The organism is Streptomyces sp. NPDC052236, assembly GCF_044548015.1.
In the GTDB taxonomy this organism is placed as follows: domain Bacteria; phylum Actinomycetota; class Actinomycetes; order Streptomycetales; family Streptomycetaceae; genus Streptomyces.
In genome coordinates this window covers 60,202-79,539 of the sequence record NZ_JBIUBL010000024.1, presented here as the reverse complement: position 1 = coordinate 79,539, position 19,338 = coordinate 60,202, and the positions used below count along the sequence as shown (strand labels likewise).

The 19,338-nt window shown below is 67.6% G+C and carries 16 protein-coding genes and 1 pseudogene; 15 read left to right on the top strand and 2 right to left on the bottom strand.

The genetic code is table 11. The features are described 5' to 3' along the window. The 7 genes from ACIHCQ_RS32230 (at nt 1) to ACIHCQ_RS32200 (ending at nt 9,356) form a co-directional block, all read left to right on the top strand. Nucleotides 1-1,707 carry a hypothetical protein gene (locus ACIHCQ_RS32230; RefSeq protein ID WP_399670313.1) on the top strand — a complete coding sequence of 569 codons (1,707 nt, stop codon included), beginning with the start codon at nt 1-3 and terminating at the stop codon, nt 1,705-1,707. Further along, on the top strand, nt 1,704-3,908 hold the full coding sequence (locus tag ACIHCQ_RS32225) for a site-specific integrase (RefSeq protein WP_399670310.1): 2,205 nt from the start codon (nt 1,704-1,706) through the stop codon (nt 3,906-3,908). Before ACIHCQ_RS32230 ends, ACIHCQ_RS32225 begins: the two co-directional genes overlap by 4 nt. Beyond that, nucleotides 3,905-4,366: a hypothetical protein gene (locus ACIHCQ_RS32220; RefSeq protein WP_399670308.1), complete on the top strand. Its 462-nt coding sequence runs from the start codon at nt 3,905-3,907 to the stop codon at nt 4,364-4,366. Before ACIHCQ_RS32225 ends, ACIHCQ_RS32220 begins: the two co-directional genes overlap by 4 nt. Nucleotides 4,367-4,502: 136 nt before the next feature. After that, a complete protein-coding gene (locus ACIHCQ_RS32215; protein ID WP_399670305.1) occupies nt 4,503-5,264 on the top strand; it encodes a metallophosphoesterase family protein in 762 nt (253 codons plus the stop codon). Nucleotides 5,265-5,585: 321 nt separating this feature from the next. Further along, nucleotides 5,586-6,695, top strand: a complete 1,110-nt coding sequence (locus ACIHCQ_RS32210; RefSeq protein WP_399670302.1) for a tyrosine-type recombinase/integrase — start codon at nt 5,586-5,588, stop codon at nt 6,693-6,695. Further along, on the top strand, nt 6,692-8,875 hold the full coding sequence (locus ACIHCQ_RS32205; protein WP_399670299.1) for a tyrosine-type recombinase/integrase: 2,184 nt from the start codon (nt 6,692-6,694) through the stop codon (nt 8,873-8,875). The genes ACIHCQ_RS32210 and ACIHCQ_RS32205 overlap by 4 nt, the downstream gene beginning before the upstream one ends. Then, the gene (locus tag ACIHCQ_RS32200; protein ID WP_399670297.1) at nt 8,865-9,356 is read left to right on the top strand and encodes a DUF6262 family protein; all 492 of its coding nucleotides are present in this window, start codon (nt 8,865-8,867) and stop codon (nt 9,354-9,356) included. The genes ACIHCQ_RS32205 and ACIHCQ_RS32200 overlap by 11 nt, the downstream gene beginning before the upstream one ends. Nucleotides 9,357-9,387: 31 nt before the next feature. On the opposite strand, the gene ACIHCQ_RS32195 is transcribed toward ACIHCQ_RS32200, so the two are convergent. Beyond that, nucleotides 9,388-10,380: a phosphotransferase family protein gene (locus tag ACIHCQ_RS32195; RefSeq protein WP_399670294.1), complete on the bottom strand. Its 993-nt coding sequence runs from the start codon at nt 10,378-10,380 to the stop codon at nt 9,388-9,390. A gap of 371 nt (nt 10,381-10,751) precedes the next feature. On the opposite strand from ACIHCQ_RS32195, the gene ACIHCQ_RS32190 reads away from it, so the two are divergent. Together ACIHCQ_RS32190 and ACIHCQ_RS32185 are read left to right on the top strand one after the other, a co-directional pair. Continuing rightward, complete coding sequence (locus tag ACIHCQ_RS32190; protein WP_399670291.1) at nt 10,752-11,078, top strand: helix-turn-helix domain-containing protein; 327 nt, start codon at nt 10,752-10,754, stop codon at nt 11,076-11,078. Further along, a complete protein-coding gene (locus ACIHCQ_RS32185) occupies nt 11,075-13,363 on the top strand; it encodes an XRE family transcriptional regulator (RefSeq protein ID WP_399670288.1) in 2,289 nt (762 codons plus the stop codon). The genes ACIHCQ_RS32190 and ACIHCQ_RS32185 overlap by 4 nt, the downstream gene beginning before the upstream one ends. A 153-nt stretch (nt 13,364-13,516) precedes the next feature. Here ACIHCQ_RS32185 and ACIHCQ_RS32180 read toward each other — a convergent pair whose 3' ends face one another. Then, the gene (locus tag ACIHCQ_RS32180; protein ID WP_399670285.1) at nt 13,517-14,047 is read right to left on the bottom strand and encodes a transposase; all 531 of its coding nucleotides are present in this window, start codon (nt 14,045-14,047) and stop codon (nt 13,517-13,519) included. Nucleotides 14,048-14,482: 435 nt separating this feature from the next. Here ACIHCQ_RS32180 and ACIHCQ_RS32175 point away from each other — a divergent pair. From ACIHCQ_RS32175 to ACIHCQ_RS32150, 6 genes and pseudogenes are all read left to right on the top strand, one after another. Beyond that, a pseudogene (locus ACIHCQ_RS32175) lies at nt 14,483-14,812 on the top strand (transposase); the annotation flags it as partial. 90 nt (nt 14,813-14,902) lie between these two features. Next, on the top strand, nt 14,903-15,061 hold the full coding sequence (locus ACIHCQ_RS32170) for a hypothetical protein (RefSeq protein WP_399670282.1): 159 nt from the start codon (nt 14,903-14,905) through the stop codon (nt 15,059-15,061). A gap of 207 nt (nt 15,062-15,268) precedes the next feature. After that, a complete protein-coding gene (locus tag ACIHCQ_RS32165; RefSeq protein WP_399670278.1) occupies nt 15,269-16,096 on the top strand; it encodes a helix-turn-helix transcriptional regulator in 828 nt (275 codons plus the stop codon). 113 nt (nt 16,097-16,209) lie between these two features. Then, nucleotides 16,210-17,148 carry an NADP-dependent oxidoreductase gene (locus tag ACIHCQ_RS32160; protein WP_399670275.1) on the top strand — a complete coding sequence of 313 codons (939 nt, stop codon included), beginning with the start codon at nt 16,210-16,212 and terminating at the stop codon, nt 17,146-17,148. A 418-nt stretch (nt 17,149-17,566) separates the two neighbouring features. Beyond that, nucleotides 17,567-18,205, top strand: a complete 639-nt coding sequence (locus ACIHCQ_RS32155) for an isochorismatase family protein (RefSeq protein ID WP_399670272.1) — start codon at nt 17,567-17,569, stop codon at nt 18,203-18,205. Nucleotides 18,206-18,358: 153 nt separating this feature from the next. Then, nucleotides 18,359-19,186 carry a helix-turn-helix transcriptional regulator gene (locus tag ACIHCQ_RS32150; RefSeq protein ID WP_399670269.1) on the top strand — a complete coding sequence of 276 codons (828 nt, stop codon included), beginning with the start codon at nt 18,359-18,361 and terminating at the stop codon, nt 19,184-19,186. Nucleotides 19,187-19,338: the final 152 nt, after the last annotated feature.

Sequence of the window (19,338 nt, the reverse complement as noted above, 5' to 3'; positions counted from 1 at the left end):
ATGCTGATCGGCCAACCCCTGGGAGTCACCTGCGTGTTCAGCGATGGAAGCCGTGCGGCGTTCTCGCTGGACGGCTTGCCGAATCCGCTGCTGGCCCGGCAGTTGGCCACCGGCCTGGTGGATGTGATCCACCCGCACGGAACTGCGGATTCCGCGGGCACGGTCAACCATTACGTCCAGGCGATCCGGGGCATGGTGCGGACCCTGGCTGCGCAGGGTTTCACCGGTGGTCTTGACCAGCTCAAACGGGGCAGGCTGGCCGAGTATTTGATGGGATGCTCGGGCGGCCGGGAGGCGTGCACCCGCGCGATGGTCGAGGCGTTCGGTCAGGCCGGCGGTTCGTTGGCGGACGGGGTGCTTGAGCTCGCGGCCGGACGGAACTTCAACGTTCAGCCCAACCACCACGCCCTGCCTCCCTACTCGGAGAGCGAGTGGCAGCGGCTGGGCGACCTCTGCCGACGGCTCGTCGAGGAGTCGTACGCGGCCCACCGGCAGGCCCTGACCGCTGTCGCTCACGGACAGCATCCCGGCGAGGGCGGATGGACTCCCCAGAATCTTCGCTGGTTGCTGGCCACCGTCGGGCCGGTGAGCATCTCCGAGTTCGGCCGCAACGTCGGCATCTCGGCCGCTTTGGTCCACCGCCGCGGCGGTTTCCACGACGCGACGCAGGCCCTGTTCCCGCACCTGGAAGTGCTCATCGCCTACCGGCTGTTGTTCGGCATCTACTCCGGCATCGTGCCGGACGGCATCGAGGACCTGGTCACACAGGACATTGACTGGGCCGGGGACTCCACGATCCTGCTCTCCTACGTCAAGGGCCGCACTGCGGCCGAGAGCCTGAATCTGCCACGCAGGGCCGTGCGTCTGCTGGAGCAGTGGCTGGCCCACTCCACGCTGCTGCGGAGCTTCGTTCCGCCGGACGAGGGCCGCAAACTGTGGTTGGGCCTGAGCCGGGCCGGCGGTGACCGGCGGGTGAGGAAGTTCGACCGCGTCGCCATCCAGCGGTGGGTCCAGCGCCACCAGCTGGGCGGGGACGACGGAGAGCCCTTGAAGATCCACCGGTCCCGGATCCGCACCACGCACGAGGCGATGCGGGACAAGAGCACGTGGAACGGCAGCGGCCGGGCCACCATCGACCCCAACCACACCCCCGCCGTCGAAGGCGACCACTATCTGACGGCCGCAACCCCGGCCCAGCAACGTGCGGTCGAGGCCGTGATCGAAGACGCCCAGCATGACCTGCTACGCAGGTCGCATCCGCCGACGGTGATCACCGAGGAAGAGGCCGCCGCCCTGGCCGAGGGCTATCCGCAGCTCGTGGCGGACCTTGCCCTCGACGATGAGGTGATCGCCGAACTCGTCGGCGGACAGAGGGATGCGTTCACCGCCGCCTGCGGCGATCAGCTGTCCGGACTGCACGGCCCGAAGGGCAAACCCTGTCCGGCTCGCCCCTGGGTCTGCCTGTTGTGTCCCCTGGCGGTGTTCGCACCACGGCATGCGGTCAACCTGCTGCGGCTGAAGGCGTTCTTCTCCCGGCAGTGGCAGCAGATGCCCGCCGCCCACTTCATGGCGGTCTTCGGCCCCTATACCGCCCGCATCCAGCAGGTCCTGGACCGCTTCGATCCGGCCGTGGTCACCTCGGCCGCAGCCCATGTCACCGACCGGGACGACGAACTTCCCCTGCGGCCCGAGGAGATGACCGCATGAGCACAGCTTTCGATCCGGCCTTCGACGGACGCTCCGCCGTCTTTGCGGGCGCCGATGTCTGCGACGAAGCCGGGCTAGCCCTTCCGGACAACGCCGCTCGCCCCACGTTCGAGGACGGCATCTGGGACTTCACCCACGTCATCGGGCTGCCGACCCAGTTGAGCCCCTCGGTGAGGCGCTTCGACTTCACCCTGATCACGGACTCGCGTTGGCGACTGGTGGCCAAGGAACTGGTCCTGGCGATGCTCGCACCACGCCACCAGACGGTCGCCCCGTTGCCCCGCGCCTTCCGCAACCCGCTCCACGTCACCAGTTGCCGCGGTCGTCTCGACGAACTCGTCCGCTTCTTCAACTGGCTGGGCGAACGGGCGACCAGCAGCCTGCAGCAGGTCACCACCCGGGACTGTGAGGCATACCTGGCTCACCGCCGCTACGTGCTCGACGACGACGGAGCCGTGATCGGCGAGAACAGCCACGCGACCAGGAGATCCGCCGCCCAGGTCGTCGTCGACCTGGTGAACTACTGCGACCTGTTCACCGCCGACCGCGTCCCCGCCGGGCTGCGGCCCTGGGGCGGCGCCACCGCCTCCGCCGTCGCCGAGATGCCCAGCGGCCGAGACGAGAACAAGACCCAACCGGTCGCGGACGAGATCATGCAGCCGATGCTCGCGGCCGCCCTCTATCTGATGTCCACACTAGGTCCGCACGCCGTCGACCTGGCACACAAGATCCGCGAATCCGACCGCCACTCGGCCCGACGAGCACAAGGACTCCGGCGGGTCGGGCCCAAGAACCGCGTCCCGGTCCTGGAGCTCAGCGAAATCCTCGCCGAGTACACGCGAACGTGCACAGCCCTGCCCATGCTGGAGGACCATTACGTCGCGAAGCGCCTCGATAAGGGCTGGGCTGAGGACGACCCCCTTCTCCTGGTGGCCATGGGCACCCTCGCCCGCCGGGCTGGGCTGAGCCAGTTCTGCAATCCGTGGCTGCCCACCATGAGGCCGGCGCTGGAAGCCACCCTCGCGCAGGTCGGCGTCGAGAGACCATTCGGCCGTGATGTCGACATGGTCCCCGCGGCCGACGGGACATCGTCACTGCCCTGGACCCTGCCGGTGTCCCGGCTCCAGGCCGTCGCCCTGGTCGGTATCGTCCGCACCGCCGCGATCATCACCGCTGCCGCTATCTCAGGCATGCGTGCGAGTGAGCTGATGGAATTGCGCATCGGCTGCCGACGACCGCCCGACGAGGCCGTCCCGGGCCTGACCCGCTACCGGATCGCCAGCAAGATCGTCAAAGGGCAGCCGCTGGGCGGCACCAACGACGAGTGGGTCGTTATCGAGCCGGTCTATCGAGCGATCGAACTCCTCGAGCAACTGCACGACGCCCCGGCAGAAGGGGCTTTGCTGATCGGCAGGTTCTCCTTCAACGTCCGCTTCAAGTGGTTCAAGAACTGGGCCAACTCCGAGGCCGGGAGGCGCCTTGGCCTGGCGCCAATCCCCGGGGGGCCAGTCAACTTGCGGATGCTGCGGCGCACTTTGTCCCTCGAAATGGCCTACCGGCCCGGCGGCGTCCTGGCCACCAAGATCCACATGAAACATATCGCCGTGGCCACAACGGAAGGCTATGCCTCGCGCCCCGGCGGGGCCCAGGCCGAGCTGTTGGCCGAGGTCAACAAGCACGAGAGCGAGCGCAATCTCCAGCTGGTACTGGAGGAGTTCCGAAACTACCAGGAAGGCGTTCTGCCCGCCGGTCCCGGCGCCCGCAGCCTCACCGAGTTCTTCGCCGGCATCGACGCCCAACTCGACACCGCCTCGGCCACGGCCCCGAAAACCCAGCGCAACGACCGCGACGTCCTCAACCTCCTGACCAAACGCGCCAACGTCCTGCACCTCGGACCGGCGAACTACTGCTGGTTCACCGACCCTTCCCGGGCGCTCTGCCTCAAACTCGCCGGCACCCCCGCCGCGGACCGTCCGCTGATCGGGATGTGTGACTCCGCCCGCTGTCCGCAGGCCACCCACCATCCCGGCCACCGCCCCGTCTGGGCCGAGCACGCCGACAGAACAAAGATCTTCATCGGCCAACTCGGCACCACCCGCAAGACCGAACGCACCCGACTCCAGGCCGATTACGACCGAGCCCTCCGGGTCATCGCCGAGATCGACGCCGCCAGCGCCACCATGGAGGAGGAGTCCGCATGAGAATCTCCGCAGCCCAGCGCACGGAGAACGAGAACCGCATCCGGGCCGCCATGGACCGGCTCCTGCGCGGCGAGATCCCGCCCGGCGGAAAATGCGATATCAAGACCCTCGCCCGCGAAGCGGGCGTCGACCGCACCGCGTTCTACGGCACCCGCCCCTACGCTCACCTCCGCACCGAGTTCGAACGACGCCTCCAAGCACTCCAAGACGCTGGCGAGATCTCCGACCCCCGCGAGGCCCAGATCGCCCGGCTCAAGGCAGAGAACTCAAAGTTCAAAGAACGGCTGGCCCAGTCGGAACAGGCGATCGGCGAGCTCGCGGACTTCCGCACCCAGGCCCTGGCCCGGCTCGCCGCCCAGCATGACGAAATCGTTCACCTGCGAGAGTCCGCGGCCGGGACAAGCCGGGTGAGTCGCCTTCCCGCTCCGCGAACCACGGTGATCGGAACCTGCAGTTGAAGGGGGGACGACACTGGTGGGCGTCGTCAGCAGGCTGGCTGATGGACCCCGTGACTCTCGCAAGCAGTCACTCCCCGAACTACGCGTCAGGCGAAAGGTCTCACCTCCAAGCGGACCTCATCCCACAGTGGTGCCCATGCTGAACCGAGTAGCCGTCCTGTCCGACATTCACGGAGTCCTGCCCGCCCTTGAGGCCGTGCTCGCCGAACCAGAGGTGAGCGCTGCCGATCGCATCGTGCTCACCGGCGACATCACCGCCGGCCCTCAGCCCACCCAGGTCCTCGACCTGTTGACCAGTCTCGGCGACCGCATCGTCTGGATCAGCGGCAACGCCGACCGCGAACTCCTCGAATACCGCCGCGGTCAACGCGACTCGATCCCCGATCCAATCGCCCCATGGGCTGCCGAACAACTACGCGAAGAACACCTCGACCTTCTCAGTCAGTGGCCGCGATCACTCTCTCTGCCAGTGCGTGGCCTGGGGAAGGTGCTGTTCTGCCACGCCACCCCTCGAGACGATGAGGAAGTAGTCCTGGTCGACTCACGCCTCGACCGCTGGCGAGAGGTCTTCAGCGGGCTCGACAGCGACACCCGCACAGTGGTCTGCGGGCACACGCACATGCCGTTCGTTCGCCTCGCCCACGGCCGACTCGTGATCAACCCCGGCAGTGTCGGCATGCCCTACGGACGGGCCGGGGCCCACTGGGCGCTCCTGGGCCCCGGCGTCGAACTACGCTCCACGCACTTCGACATCGAGGCCGCCGTCACCCAGGTCACTCAAGACTCCTCTTACCCTGAAATCGCTGAATGGGCCGACTACTTCCTTCACGCGCGAGCTACCGATGCAGACGCCCTCGAAGCCTTCGGCCCACGGGACGGACGCAGTCACACACCATGACGCCTCCCGAAGGGTGTGATCTGCATCATGATCGACAGGGCGGAATGCAACACGGTCGACGGACTGCGTCGCGAAAGTATTCGCGCTGACCCGCCTGGTGAATCGCTACACGGGGGTGTCCGCACACGGCCTCTGCGGACACAAGGCACGGCTACGTCACGCATCTGACCGAGTTCGGCTACCCTGCCCGCTTCGTTCAAGTTCTCTTGAGTCCTCAGCAGTGTGTCCACGACGTGCAGCACGAGCCCGTAGTGAGCGGAGATCTGCCTGGTGGAGGTGGTTATCTACCGCCGTCTACCACGCACGTCTCCGGGAGGTTTGATGCTGGTGCAACGGGTGCTGATGCCCGACTCGACGCTTGAGTCGTGGACAGTCCTCGGCGGTGAGGGCGGCATAGTCGAGCCGATCGAGCGCTACCTGGCCTACCTGACCGACATCGAGCGGTCGCCGAACACGATCAAGGCATATGCCCATGATCTGAAGGACTGGTTCGTCTTCCTCGACCGACGCGGCTTGGACTGGCCCGAGGTCCGGTTGGAGGACCTGGGTGAGTTCGTCGCCTGGCTCCGACTGCCGCCCGCGGGCCGCGACGGCGGTGTCACGCTGCTGCCCTCGGCGGAGCATCACTGCGGGGTGACCACGGTCAACCGGAAGCTGTCCGCGGTCAGCGGTCTCTACGTCTTCCACGCACGTCACGGTGTGGACCTCGGAGATCTCGTCACCGAGCTGCAGCCGGTCCGGGCCCGGCGCACGGGCTGGAAGCCGTTCCTGTATCACCTGGCTGGCGGCCAGCCGGAGCGTCGCCGCACGATCAAGCTGAAGGCGCCTCGCACGCATCCGACGCTCCTGACCGCCACCCAGGTCCAGGCGATCCTGGACGCCTGCACTCGGCTGCGGGACCGGTTCCTGTTCGCGCTGCTGTGGGAGACTGGGATCCGGATCGGCGAAGCCCTGGGCCTGCGGCACGAGGGCCTAGCCGTGGCGGAAGGCGAGTTGACCGTCATGCCGCGCGTCAACGACAACCGGGCACGAGCCAAGTCCGCCTCTCCCCGCACCGTTCCTGTCGGTCCCGAGATCGTGCGGCTCTACGCCGACTACCTCCACGGCGAGTACGGCGACCTGGACAGCGACTACATGTTCGTCAACCTCTGGGGCGGCTCTTACGGGCGCCCGCTGACCTACGCGTCCGTCTATGACCTGGTGTTGCGGCTGCGGCGGGAGATCAGGGTCGACTTCGACCCCCATTGGTTCCGGCACACCCGAGCCACCCTGCTCCTGCGGCAGGGGGTGCCGATCGAAGTGGTCAGCACGTTGCTCGGGCATTCCTCGATCGCCACCACGCACGACATTTACGGCCATCTGTCCGTGGAGGATGCTCGCCGAGCCCTGGAGGTCGCAGGGTTCCTGACCGGCGGGGAGGTGAGCTGGTGAGCGACGCGATGTCTGCCGCTCCGGCCCCCGATGCTGGGCTGCTCGGAAAGCTGATGGCCGTCGTCCGGCCGGAGTTCCGCGTGGACGTGTTCATCCCCGCGCCGGGGGAACTGATCTTCGGGCTGGGGTCCTGCCGGGTCCCCGGATGCCCGCGTCAGCCCCGCACCCGTCAGCTCTGCCGAGGCCACTACTACCGCTGGCAGCGGCGTGGGAAACCGGACGTCGAGGCGTTCATCGCGGATCCCGGGGCCGACCCGGTCGGACGGTCGGAACTGACGGCATGTGCCGTCGCCGGATGCCGCTTCGGGGCGGCCCGGCAGGGCTTGTGCGTGCGCCACCACGGCTTTTGGGAGCGAGCGGGCAAGCCCAGCAAGAGGACGTGGGTGGCCAGCCTGCCAGCTGTCAACGACAGCGACCAGTCCCGCTGGTATGCCGTCGGCAGCCCCGAGATCGAGGAGTTCGTGCGCCGCTGCGAGGCCGCCGGGGACGACCGGTTCGACTACCGGCCGCTGAAGGGGAAACGGCAGCTGCGGCTGGAACTGCAATACGCGCTCCAGTGCCGTCACGACGAGCGGCAGGTCAACACCCACAGCTCGGCCGTCGCCCCGGTGATCCGGCTGGTCGCCGCCAGCGGCACCGCCTCGCTGCTGGAGTGGCCGATGCAGCGGTGGAGCGAGTACTACGCCACCGGACGCGGCTCCAGCCACAACCAAAACGGGCAACTGGCCTTCCTGCGCTATGCGTACACACACCTGGAGGACCTCGCTCACGGCGAAGGCTGGGAGAGTGAGTTCCCGCGCGATGTGTGGGAACTACGTCGGCTCGGCATCAAGGGCACCCGGGCCCGGCTGCGGTTCGACCGCATCCTCCAGCCGTGGCTACGCGAGCCGGCCAAGCGGTTCGTGCGCTGGCGGCTGAGCATCGGTCGCAGCGTCAACCAGGCCGTCATCGACATCCTGGCCCTCAACCGGTTCTCCGGATTCCTGGCCGATCCCCGTGTCTCCGCCGACGAGCTGGCCCGCGTGGACCGGGCCGTGCTGGAACGCTACCTCGCCGACCTGGCCCTCGACCCGCGCTCAACTCATTCCCGCGGCCGGGACATCGGCTCGCTGAACGCCTTCTTCCACGCCATGCGCCGCCACGGCTGGGACCACAGCCTCCCGGCGAGCGCGGCCTTCTACCCCGATGACTTCCCCCGCCCTGACAAGCGGCTGCCCCGTGCACTGGCTGAGCACGTGATGGCCCAGGTCGAACAGCCCGCCAACCTCGACCGCTGGCACACTCCCGCCGGCCGGGCGCTGACCTTGATCCTCATGCGCTGCGGACTGCGGGTCGGCGACGCCTGCCACCTGGCATTCGACTGCATCATCCGGGACGCCGACGGCGCCGCCTACATGCGCTACCTCAATCGGAAGATGAAACGCGAAGCCCTGGTCCCCATCGACGAGGAGGTCGAGGGCGAGATCGCTGCCCAGCAGCAGCGTGTCCTTGAGCGTTGGCCCGGCGGCGGCCGGTGGCTGTTCCCGGCGCCACGGATGAACCCGGACGGAACTCGGCCGCTGACCACGCACTCCTACCGGGGCCAGCTCGATCGCTGGCTGGAGCGGTGCGAGGTCCGGGATGAACATGGTCGCGCAGTGCATCTGACGCCCCATCAATGGCGCCACACTTTTGGAACCAGGCTGATCAACCGGGACGTCCCGCAGGAAGTCGTACGCGTCCTTCTCGATCACTCGTCCGGTGAGATGACCGCCCACTATGCCCGGTTGCACGATTCCACGGTCCGCCAGCACTGGGAGAAGGCGCGCAAGGTCAACATCAAGGGCGAGAGCGTCACCCTCGATCCCCAGGGCCCTCTGGCCGAGGCCACCTGGGCCAAGCAGCGGCTCGGTCGCGTGACCCAGGCCCTGCCCAACGGCTACTGCGGCCTACCAGCGCAACGAACCTGTCCGCATGCCAATGCCTGCCTGACCTGCCCGATGTTCGTCACAACCCCCGAGTTCCTGCCACAGCACCATGAGCAACGGCAGCAGCTGCTGCAGATCGTCTCCGCCGCCGAGGCCCGCGGCCAAGCACGCGTGGTCGAGATGAACCGCCAGGTTCTCGGCAACCTGGAGAAGATCATCACCGGTCTGGAAGACGACCCCGGACATCCGGAGGCGACCGCCGATGCGAGCTGACAACAGCCAGCACATCGTCGACGCCGCCCGCCGCCGCAGCGAGTACACCCGAGCCAAGGCCATCCAGGCCCTCCGCACCCTCGACGCAGCGGGCGAGCCGGTCACCTTCGAGACTGTCGCGACACAGGCAGGAGTGTCCCGGTCCTGGCTCTATGCCCAGCCGGACCTGCGAGCGGAGATCGAGCGACTACGGGCAGCACACCGCCGGGAACCCCGGTCGCCGGTTCCCGCACATCAGCGCACTTCCGATGCTTCGCTGCTGCGACGACTCGAAGCCGCCAACGCCCGCATCCGGCGGCTCACCGAGGAGAACCAGCAACTCCGCGAGCAACTCGCTCGTGCACTCGGCAAACAACGCGCCGCGACGACCCGCACCAACCCACAACGGGCAGGTGCAAGCAACCCTGCCGACGGTCACGCAGTTCCCCACCACCAGCGTCAACTTCCCCGCCCACCCGTTCGAGCTGATCGTGTCGAGTAGGCGGGTGCTCGGCGCGGCCCTGCGCCCCCGGCTACACCAACGGCAGGAGCGCCAGCGCCTCTTCCAGGTTGTGCTCAGCGATCCCCTGCATGAACGCCCGGTCAGGGAAGTCACCGTCGAGGAGACGCAGTGGACCGGCTACCAGCGACAGACGCATCGCGAGCATATAGAGGTCGAGGCGCTGCGGATCGAGACCGGGCCGGGCCAAAGCGGTGTACCACTCGCCGAAGCGGAGCTGGAGGAAAACGTGCTCCCACTCAACATCGAAGTACATCAGGCCCTCGATGTCGATCAGGGCAGGGTGACCGTCGCCGTCGACCAGGACGTGGTCGGGTCCGAGTTCTCCGTGGATCAGTCCGTATTCCGCGCGAGGGCTCACCCGATCGGCCAGTTCCTGCAGATGGTCGCGCAATGCCGTGCCGGCTGCCGCGATCCTGCCGTCACGCCCCGCTGCCTCCTCAAGGTCCCGCAGAGCGCGGTCGAGGACCCGTCGCTCGCACGAGATCTCGGATGCGGAGCCGCCCCGCTCCAACAGGTCCACCCTGCCGTAGTGCTGGGCCTGGTGCCGGTGCATCACCTCAAGCATCTCGGCGAGTTCCCCCAGGGCTTCGGCGGCGCGCGTGGGATCGGTTTCGAAGAGCGCTTCGAGCGTGCCGCCGGAGACATCCTCAACAACGGCGACGTCCGCCGGATACTGGCGCCGGCTGTCATCCGCCAGGAGTACCCGTGGAACCCGTGCACCGAGGCTGTTCAAGCTCCGCTGCGCGGTCAGGAACGGGACCAGCCCGGAGGCGGGCGCGAACGGGTCGGTCGGGTCGGCCTCGCGCGCGCCTGGCCAGAAGTTCTCAGCTTCGGCCCAGCTGTAGATGATCACACTCGCCGGGTGGCTTCCATCAAGGCGGACCCGGTACACCCCTTTCTTGCTTCCCCCGCGCAACCGGTCCACCGCGACAACGTGGCATCCCGCTCCCAGTGCGTCACGCACGAGCCCCGACAGGTCTTCGATATCCGCGAATTGCCGCATCCGCAAAACCTACTGAAGAGGCCGCCGCGCGTGCCACTGGATACCTCCTCCGCAGCCTCCGACTGCCGACGAATGGCCGACGCCCGGGAGACCCTCCAAGAGACCGTCGACAAGCAATCCCAGGTCGGTAACGATCGGCCCGTGCTGAAAGGCCCCCCAATGCCCTCATCAGCTACGTCACGGACAATGACCGCAACACAAACGCACAGTTCAACAGCCTGCCAGCCCAGCGAACTAAAGATAATACAGGAGCAGGTGGGCCACAGCCACGCTGCTACGACGGCCATCTACATGGGTGTCTCCGATGAGTACCGGAACCAGCTACTGGAGGCTTCGCTGAAGCGTCGGCTGGGTGACGACTGGGATCTTAAATGATCAAGAAGATGGGCTACGAGTGGTGTCTGCGGGCCACGATGGCCGAGCATCAGATGTTCCAGACCTCGGACCTGGTGCCGCTCCTGGCGGAACGCGGCGTGAGCTTGTCGCGTGAGCAGGTCTACCGCTTGGTGACGCAGCCGCCCCAGCGGATGAGCATGGACACCTTGGTCGCGCTGTGCGACATCTTCGAGTGCACGCCGAACGATCTCATCAAGCCGAAGGTGGTCAACGCACAGGTCAAGAAGACCGCGGACGGACAGGCCGAGCCACTGCCGCTCAAGGAGCGGCGTACCACGATCCGGCGCCCGGGTCAGCCGTGAGGCCACTGACACCGGACCAGATCCGCTTACGCGCCGAACTCTCCGCCGCCCGGGGACAGATCATCGCGCTGCTGAGGACAGCGGTGGGCGAATCCCTTGCCCCCGAACACGCGCAGGCCGTGGCGGAGGAAGCCCGGGCATGGCGTGGTGCTAACGCCTTTCGCCTGGTGCGCTATCTGTCCGACAGGCCCGACGCTTTGAGCATGCCCAGTAGCGACTGCCCGACCTGCGTGGTGCGTTTGCTGGCCGCGCTCACCGCCGCCGGGCACGGTGACAAGGTCGCCCTGGTGCCCTGCGGCGACTGCGGACGGACCGACCCGCTTCCCACCAACAACGGACCGGAGGGGCGACTGTGTTCACGCTGCGCCGGCCGACGTGCTAAGAAGCCCTGCGCCCGCTGCGGCAAAGTGGTCAGCATCTACGCCCGCCGACCGGAGGGCGGCATCTGCAATCCGTGCAGGAACAAGGAGCCGGATGCCAAGGAGGAATGCGCCGACTGCCGCCGGATGATGATCTCGTACCGGCGCCTGCCCGACGGCACCAGCCTCTGCCAGACCTGTGCTCCCAAGAACACTCAGACGTGCTGCCGTTGCGGACGACTACGCCGGGTCAACGCCCTGACCTCCGACGGGCCGGTCTGCGGCGGCTGCTACTCCAGCCCTGCCCGCCTGTGCGGTATCTGCGGACAGATTGTTCCCATCGTCGCCCGAGCCGACGGCACCAGGCCGGACACCTGCGACCGGTGCTATAAGCGACACGAGAAGACCTGCGCCATCTGTGAAAGGGTCCGCCCCGGCCACCACATCAACGGTGGCCGGGGCCCCTTCCACTGCGACACATGCCGCCCTCGCGAAGAGCGCGCCTGCGCCCTGTGCAGCCAGGTCGCGAAGGTCAAGGTCCTCTGGCCGCGAGGGCCGGTGTGCAACTCCTGCTACAGAACAGCCCTGTCGACCCCTGCACCGTGCGCCTCGTGCAGTCGGCATCGCATTCTGATCGGCCGGACGGCGGAGGGAGCCCTCCTGTGCAAGGCGTGCTCGCTGCCCGACGAACCGGTCGAGCGCTGTTCGGCCTGCGGTGAGCCGGCGGATCTCTACTCAGGCCACCGCTGCCCCCGTTGCATCCTGGCCGCCCGCGTGAGCGATCTGCTCTCCGCAGACGGCGCGAGCATGGCCCAGCCGCTCAAACCCCTCGCCGTTGTTCTGACCGGCGCGGAGAACCCCTACCGCGTCCTGCAGTGGCTGCGCCGAAGCCCCGCCGCCCACCTCCTGCGACGCCTTGCCCTCGAGCCCGAAGCACTGAACCACGACTCCCTCGACACGCTGCCACAACGGGCTGCCACCGCCTACGTACGCGGGCTACTCGTGACCGCCGGCATCCTGCCGCCACGCGATGAGAATCTCGCCCTGCTCACCAACTGGGTCGCACGGACCGTGGCCGAACTCCCAGCACGGCACGCCCATCTCATCCGTCCCTTCGCCGAGTGGCACATCATCCGCGACGCCCGCCGACGCTCAGCCCGCGGCCGCTACACCTACGCCGCGCACAAAGGCGACTGCGGCAACGTGCTCGCCGCCATCGACTTCCTGAACTGGCTCGACTCCCAACACCTGAGCCTGCGCCAGCTTCGACAGCGGCATTTGGACACCTGGGCGACCGACCGACCAACCCTGCGCTCCCGCTCGATCCCCTTCCTCCGCTGGAGCACCGCACGACGCCTCTGCCCGCCCGGTCTGAGCATCGATCGCCCCGCCTCGCAACTCCCCGGCCACTTCCAAGCCGAGGACGAGGCCCGAAACGAACTGCTGCACTGCCTCAACGACACCGCGTTGCCCCTGGACGTCCGCGTCGCAGCTGCTCTCGTCCGTCTCTACGCCCTTCCCCTGACCCGCATCGTCGAGCTCACCGAGGACCACATCAGCCGCGACGATGAGCACACCTACCTGACGGTCAACCAGCACCCATTCGTGCTCCCCCCGAAGCTCGCTCGTCTCATCGACGATCAGCTCCGCCACAGCATGCCCCGGCACAGCACCGCAGCCGAGCATAGGTACCTCCTGCCGGGCCAAAGCCCTGGACGCTCACGTAACCCCCTCGGCCTCGCCGATACCCTGAGACACCATGGTCTGCCCGCCCGCGCAGCCCGGAACACCGCCATGATGGACGCCCTGGTAGACCTGCCGCCCATGGTCATCGCCGACCTGCTCGGCATCCACCCCAAGACAGCCGAACGCTGGGCCACGCTCGCCGGCGAGAACTGGTCCGAATACTTGTCCTCGCTGACGTGACGGGGCCGGCGGGGAGGACTGCTCGGGGCAGCTCTACGAACGCTACGAGGACGCGGCCCGTCTCTTAAGTACACGGCGCCGCCGAAGGAGCTCGCAGAAACTCCGTCATCGCAGGTCAGGGTGTGCAGGCGCTGTCCGAGAAGATCTCGATCTTCACGCCGACTTCGCGCCGCTGCTGATCTGCTGGGTGAGCTTGAGCAGTTCTTCGACGTGTCGGCGTGGATCTCCTTGATCCGCTCGGTCAGCTCGACGTCGCGACGCCGCCGTTCGCAGGGCTCCTTCTCTGCGCGGCGCCAGCGGTAGTAGGTGGAGGAGGGGATGTGGAGTTCCCGAAGTACGCACTCGACTCCCAGGCGGGGATGCTCGTCGACGAGCGCCGTCACCTGGGCCGGGTCCGAGTTGCGCCGCGAAAAACGCCGAAGCCGTCCGCAGGACGTCGTTGGCCCGCTTGAACTGGGTGTTCTCCCTGCGCAGGGCCGTGAGTTCGGCGCGTTCGTCGCTGGTGAGACGGTCGTCGCGCTCGCCGGCGTCCGCCTCGGCCTGGCGGATCCAGCCACGCAGTGCCTCCGGGTGCACGCCGAGGTCGACGGCCAGCCTCTTGATCTGGGGCTTCGGCTCAGCGGTGCGATACATACGTACCGCACGCTGACGCAACTCGAGCGAGTATTTCCGGGGTGCAGCCATGGTCACAGGTCCTCTCATGAGTCCCATCTGACCTGCTGTCAACTTCCTCCGCATCCCGGGGAACCTCAGTTCGGCCTGGGACGGCTACAAGGGCCACTTCACCGAGACCTGCGACGCCCGGGAGACCAGCCGACCGCACCTGATCACCCACGTGGTGACCACGGACGCCACGGCCGGCGACCCCGTGGTCGTCGACGAGATCCACGACCGGCTCGACGCCAAGGGCCTGCTGCCGGGCGAACACCTCATGGACGCCGGCTACATCTCCGCGGAACTCCTGCTCACGGCGCCCAGCCAACGAGGCGTCCGCGTTATCGGCCCGGTCCGACCCATGACCCGTCGCACCGTCCAAGCAACCGGCTACGACAAAGCATCCTTCACCATCGGCTGGGACGCTCATCGGGCAATCTGCCCCGACAGCTCCCATAGCCGTTACTGGACCGAGGGCCTCGACAACAACCAGCGATCCGCGATCCGCATCCGCTTCGCTACCGAGACCTACGCGCCTGCCCCTCCCGCGGACAGTGCACCAACTCGACACGCTACGGTCGGCAGCTCACCGTCCGCCTGCAAGATCAAGACGCCGTTCTCGAGCACGCCCGCGCCGAGCAGTCCACAGAGGAATGGAAGGCCGTCTACGCGATCCGCTCCGGCATTGAGGGCACAATCCACCAGGCGGTCACAGCCACCGGCGCACGCAGAACCCGCTACGCAGGACTGGGGAAGACCGCCCTCGCGCACATCCTCACAGCCACCGCCGTCAACCTGCTCCGACTCGACGCCTGGTGGACCGGACAACCACTCGCCCCACTCGGACATCACACCTCGCTGCCCTCGACCTCGCCGCATAAGCAATTGGGCAACGGGGTCATCGATGGGTTCTACAACTCCCGGCGCATCCAGAAACTGCTCGGCTACCTCAGTCTGATCGAGTTCGAGGAGAAGCACTACGCCGACCAGGCAACGGCCGAACGAACGAATCCGAAACCCCGTCAACCCACCCTTACCGGCTGAATCACCACCCCCCGCACGCCGGGGGATCCTCAATCCGCAACTCAGCCCCAACACGGCCTGCACGACTCCGAAACGATCAACCGGGAATCAAGCCGGTGGATCCGGGCTGAAGCCCAGCCAGGGACAACTTGTCCGCGGTTAAAGTGGGCCTTCATCTGATTTTCGGTTCGGGCCAGGATGGGTGTGTCGAACAGGGGAGGTCGGACGATGGACCGGGCGTTGCTGGCGGATTTTCTTCGCGCGCGTCGTGAGGTGTTGCAGCCGGAGGATGTCGGGCTTCCTCGTGGGCAGCGGCGCCGTACCGGTGGGTTGCGGCGCGAGGAGGTGGCGGCGCTGGCCGGCATGTCGGCCGACTACTACAGCCGGATCGAGCAGCAGCGTGGTCCGGCGCCCTCCGAGCGGATGCTCGTCGCGCTGGCCCGGGCGTTGCGGCTCAGCCTGAGCGAGCGTGACCATCTCTTTTCCCTCGGCGGGATCGCGGCGCCCCGGCGGATCGTGCGTGATGACCATGTCGGTCCCACGATGATGCGGATCGTCGTCGGCCTCTCGGACGTGCCGGCCATCGTGCTGTCACGGTTCGGTGAGGCGTTGCTGCAGACGCGTCCGGCGGTTGCGCTGCTCGGTGACTTCACCCGGTATTCGGGTCTGTCCCGGTACCTGGTCTACCGCTGGTTCACCCATGACCCGCAGGTCCGCGGCTTGTACCCCGTCGAGGATCATTCGCTGCGGGGCAGGGTTTTCGCCGCGGAGATCCGGGACGCGTACACGGCGGACCCCACGGGGAAGGCCGGTGAGATCGTCGCGGCCCTGCTCGAGGCCAGTCCCGAGTTCGCGGAGGTCTGGCGGTTGCATGAGGTGGGGGTGACCCATCACCACGACCTCAAGCGCTACCTGCACCCCGAGCTGGGGGAACTGGAGCTCTACTCGGAGATGTTGATGGATCCCGAGCAGTGCCAACAGCTGCTGGTGTTCACCGCCACGCCCGGCTCCCCGAGCCATCACAAGCTCCAGCTCCTGGCCGCTGTCGCCCCTTAGCGGTTTTCGGCTCTCTCGCACCCCTGAGCATTGTTTCGAAGTCGAAGCGTGCTCCAACCACAAACTGATTCATATCTGAATCAGTTCCCGCATTGTGAAAGTTGAGGCATGCCATGAAGGCAGTGCGTTTCCACGAGTTCGGCACCCCGGACGTCCTGCGCTACGAGGAGATGGAACAGCCGGTCCCCGGGATCGGAGAAGTCCGGATCCGGGTGGCTGCGACATCGTTCAACCCGGTCGACGGCAACATCCGCGCCGGCTTCATGCAGGGCCCCATCCCAGTGGCTCTGCCCCACACCCCCGGCATCGACGTCGCCGGCACGGTCGACGCGCTCGGCGAGGACGCGGACGGCGTCGAGGTCGGTGACCGGGTTGTCGGTTTCCTGTCGATGACCGGCGCCGGCGCGGCCGCGGAATACGTCCTCGCACCGACTGGGATCCTGACGCGGGCGCCCACGAGCATTCCGCTGGCCGATGCCGGCGGGCTGCCGTTGGTCGGCCTCACCGCCTGGCAGGCCCTCTTCGACCAAGCCGGGCTGACTGCCGGCCAGCGCGTGCTGATCAACGGCGCGGGCGGCGCGGTCGGCGGCTACGCCGTACAGCTGGCCAAGCACGCCGGCGCCCACGTGATCGCCACGGCCGGGCCGGGCAGCAGTGAGCGTGTCAAGGCGGCCGGTGCCGACGAGGTCCTCGGCCACGGACTTCCCGAACTGGCTGAGCCGGTCGACGTCGTGCTCAACCTCGCGCCGGTCGACCCGGCGCAGCTGGCCGCGCTGACCGATGTGGTCCGCGACGGCGGTGTCGTGGTGAACACGACGGTGTGGATGCCCGCACCATCCGACGAGGAACGCGGTGTGCGCGGCATCGACCTCTTCGTCAACAGCGACGCCGCCCAACTGGCGCGGCTGGTGGCACTGGTCGACTCCGGCAAGCTGCGCGTCGACATCGCCCGGCGGGTGCCACTGGCCGACCTGCCGGCCCTGCACGCCGAAGCCGCCGCGAGCCCGATCTCCGGAAAGGCCATCGTCCTTCCCCCCGCCGCGCTCGCCTAGGCAGCATCACCCTTTGCAGCGTGCTGCCGTCAGCCTGCTCCCTGCGTGCGACGCGGGCCTGGGGTGCCCGGACAGGCCCGGCTGGACTGGCAGGCCCGGCTGGACTGTACGTCGAGGCGATCAACAGCTGTCCCTTCGACGGACGGTTCCGCGTCGCCAGGCCATGGGCGGCGCCGTCCCGCCAGCGATCTCCCGGATGACAGCGCGGTCATGACCGCGTTCGGCGAACGCGGAGCAGGCGGCCCCCAAGACAGCCGCCTCACTCGCCTCAGAATCCCGCCTGCGCCTGAGCCTGGGTCTGCGTCTCCTGATCCGGTTCTCCGCGCTCGCCGGCCAGGCGCACAGCCGGCCCCAACAGCCCTGAACCTACTCGTTCTGCGACGGCCATCAATAACATCGCCAGCCATCGGAGCACTTCATGAACCTCGAACCACTGACCCCCGAGAACACCACGATCGTCCTGGTGGACCACGCCGTCGGGTTCGCCAACGTGCTGCGGTCGCACGACACGGCGGAGCACATCAACAACGTGGTGGGACTGGCGAAAACAGCCTTGTGGTACGAAAGCGGCCTGGTCGTGACGAACGGTCAGCCCGGTAAGCCGTCCGGGCCGCTCTACCCGCAACTGAAGGAGACGATCGGGGACCACCCCGTGATCGAGCGGGGCGGCAACTTCAACGGCTTTCTGGACGCGGACTTCGCACGAGCTGTACGCGAGACCGGGCGCCGCAACCTCGCCATCGCGGGCGTGTCCACCGAGGGATGCGTCCTGCAGACCGTGCTGGGCGCGCTGCGCGAAGATTACGAGGTCTACCTGGTCGTGGATGCCACCGCGAGCCTGACAGCCGAAACCCACGCCGTCGCGGTCGAGCGCATGGTGCAGGCCGGCGCCTCCCCGATCACCTGGTTCTCCCTGGCCGGGGAGTTCACCGTGGACCACCGCGCCGCGACCGCACCCCACTTCCAGCGGTTGATGCGCGAGCACGTACCGACCATGGCCATGGGTGTCCAGTCCTATCTGTCCGCCCTCCAGCAGGTCGGGCCGGGTTCGGCATGAGGCATGTCGACCGGGGGCGGACGTCGGCCGGCCGACTGTCTCTGCTCACCGCCGTCGGCCCGTCCAGGGACAACTTGTCCCCTGATGAAGTGAGCCTTCATCCGCTCTCCCGTCCGCGCCAGGATTGCTTTGTCGAACAGGGGAGGCCGGACGATGGACCGGGCGTTACTGGCAGATTTTCTCCGCGCGCGTCGTGAGGCGCTGCAGCCGGAGGACGTTGGGCTTCCTCGTGGGCAGCGTCGCCGTACCGGCGGGTTGCGGCGCGAGGAGGTGGCGGCGCTGGCCGGCATGTCGGCCGACTACTACAGCCGGATCGAACAGCAGCGTGGCCCGACACCGTCCGAGCGAATGCTCGTCGCACTCGCCCGGGCATTGCGGCTCAACCTGAGCGAGCGCGACCACCTCTTCGTCCTCGGCGGGATCCCGGCGCCCCGGCGGATCGTACGTGACGACCATGTCGGTCCCACGATGATGCGGATCGTCGCCGGCCTCTCGAACGTACCGGCGATGTTGATGTCGCGATTCGGCGAGGCGCTCTTGCAGACGCCTCCGGCGGTCGTGCTGCTCGGCGACTTCACCCGGTACGCGGGTCCATCGCGGTACTTGGCCTACCGCTGGTTCACCGGCGAGGCGCAGGTCCGCAGCCTCTACCCCGTCGAGGACCATCCGCTACGGGGCAGGGTCTTCGCCGCGGAGATCCGGGACGCGTACACGGCGGACCCCACGGGGAAGGCCGGTGAGATCGTCGCGGCCCTGCTCGAGGCCAGTCCCGAGTTCGCGGAAATCTGGCGGTCGCGTGAGGTGACGGCGACCCATCACCACGGCTTGAAGCGCTATCTGCACTCCGAGTTGGGGGAACTGGAACTCTACTCAGAGGTGCTGGTGGATCCCGAGCAGTGCCAGACGCTGCTGGTCTTCACCGCCGTGCCCGGCTCGCCGAGCCAGGGCAAGCTGCAGCTGCTGTTCGCTGTCGGTCCCTAGCGGCAGGCGCCGCCCTCGCACCCTGACATGTCGCTTCGAAACCGGAGTGTCCTTCGACCTCCCAACGCTTCAAAACTGAAGCACATTGCACGCAGCGAACGTTGAGGTCGCCTCTCCCGGGCGGCGGTCGAGCCGGCTCGGCGTCGAATCGG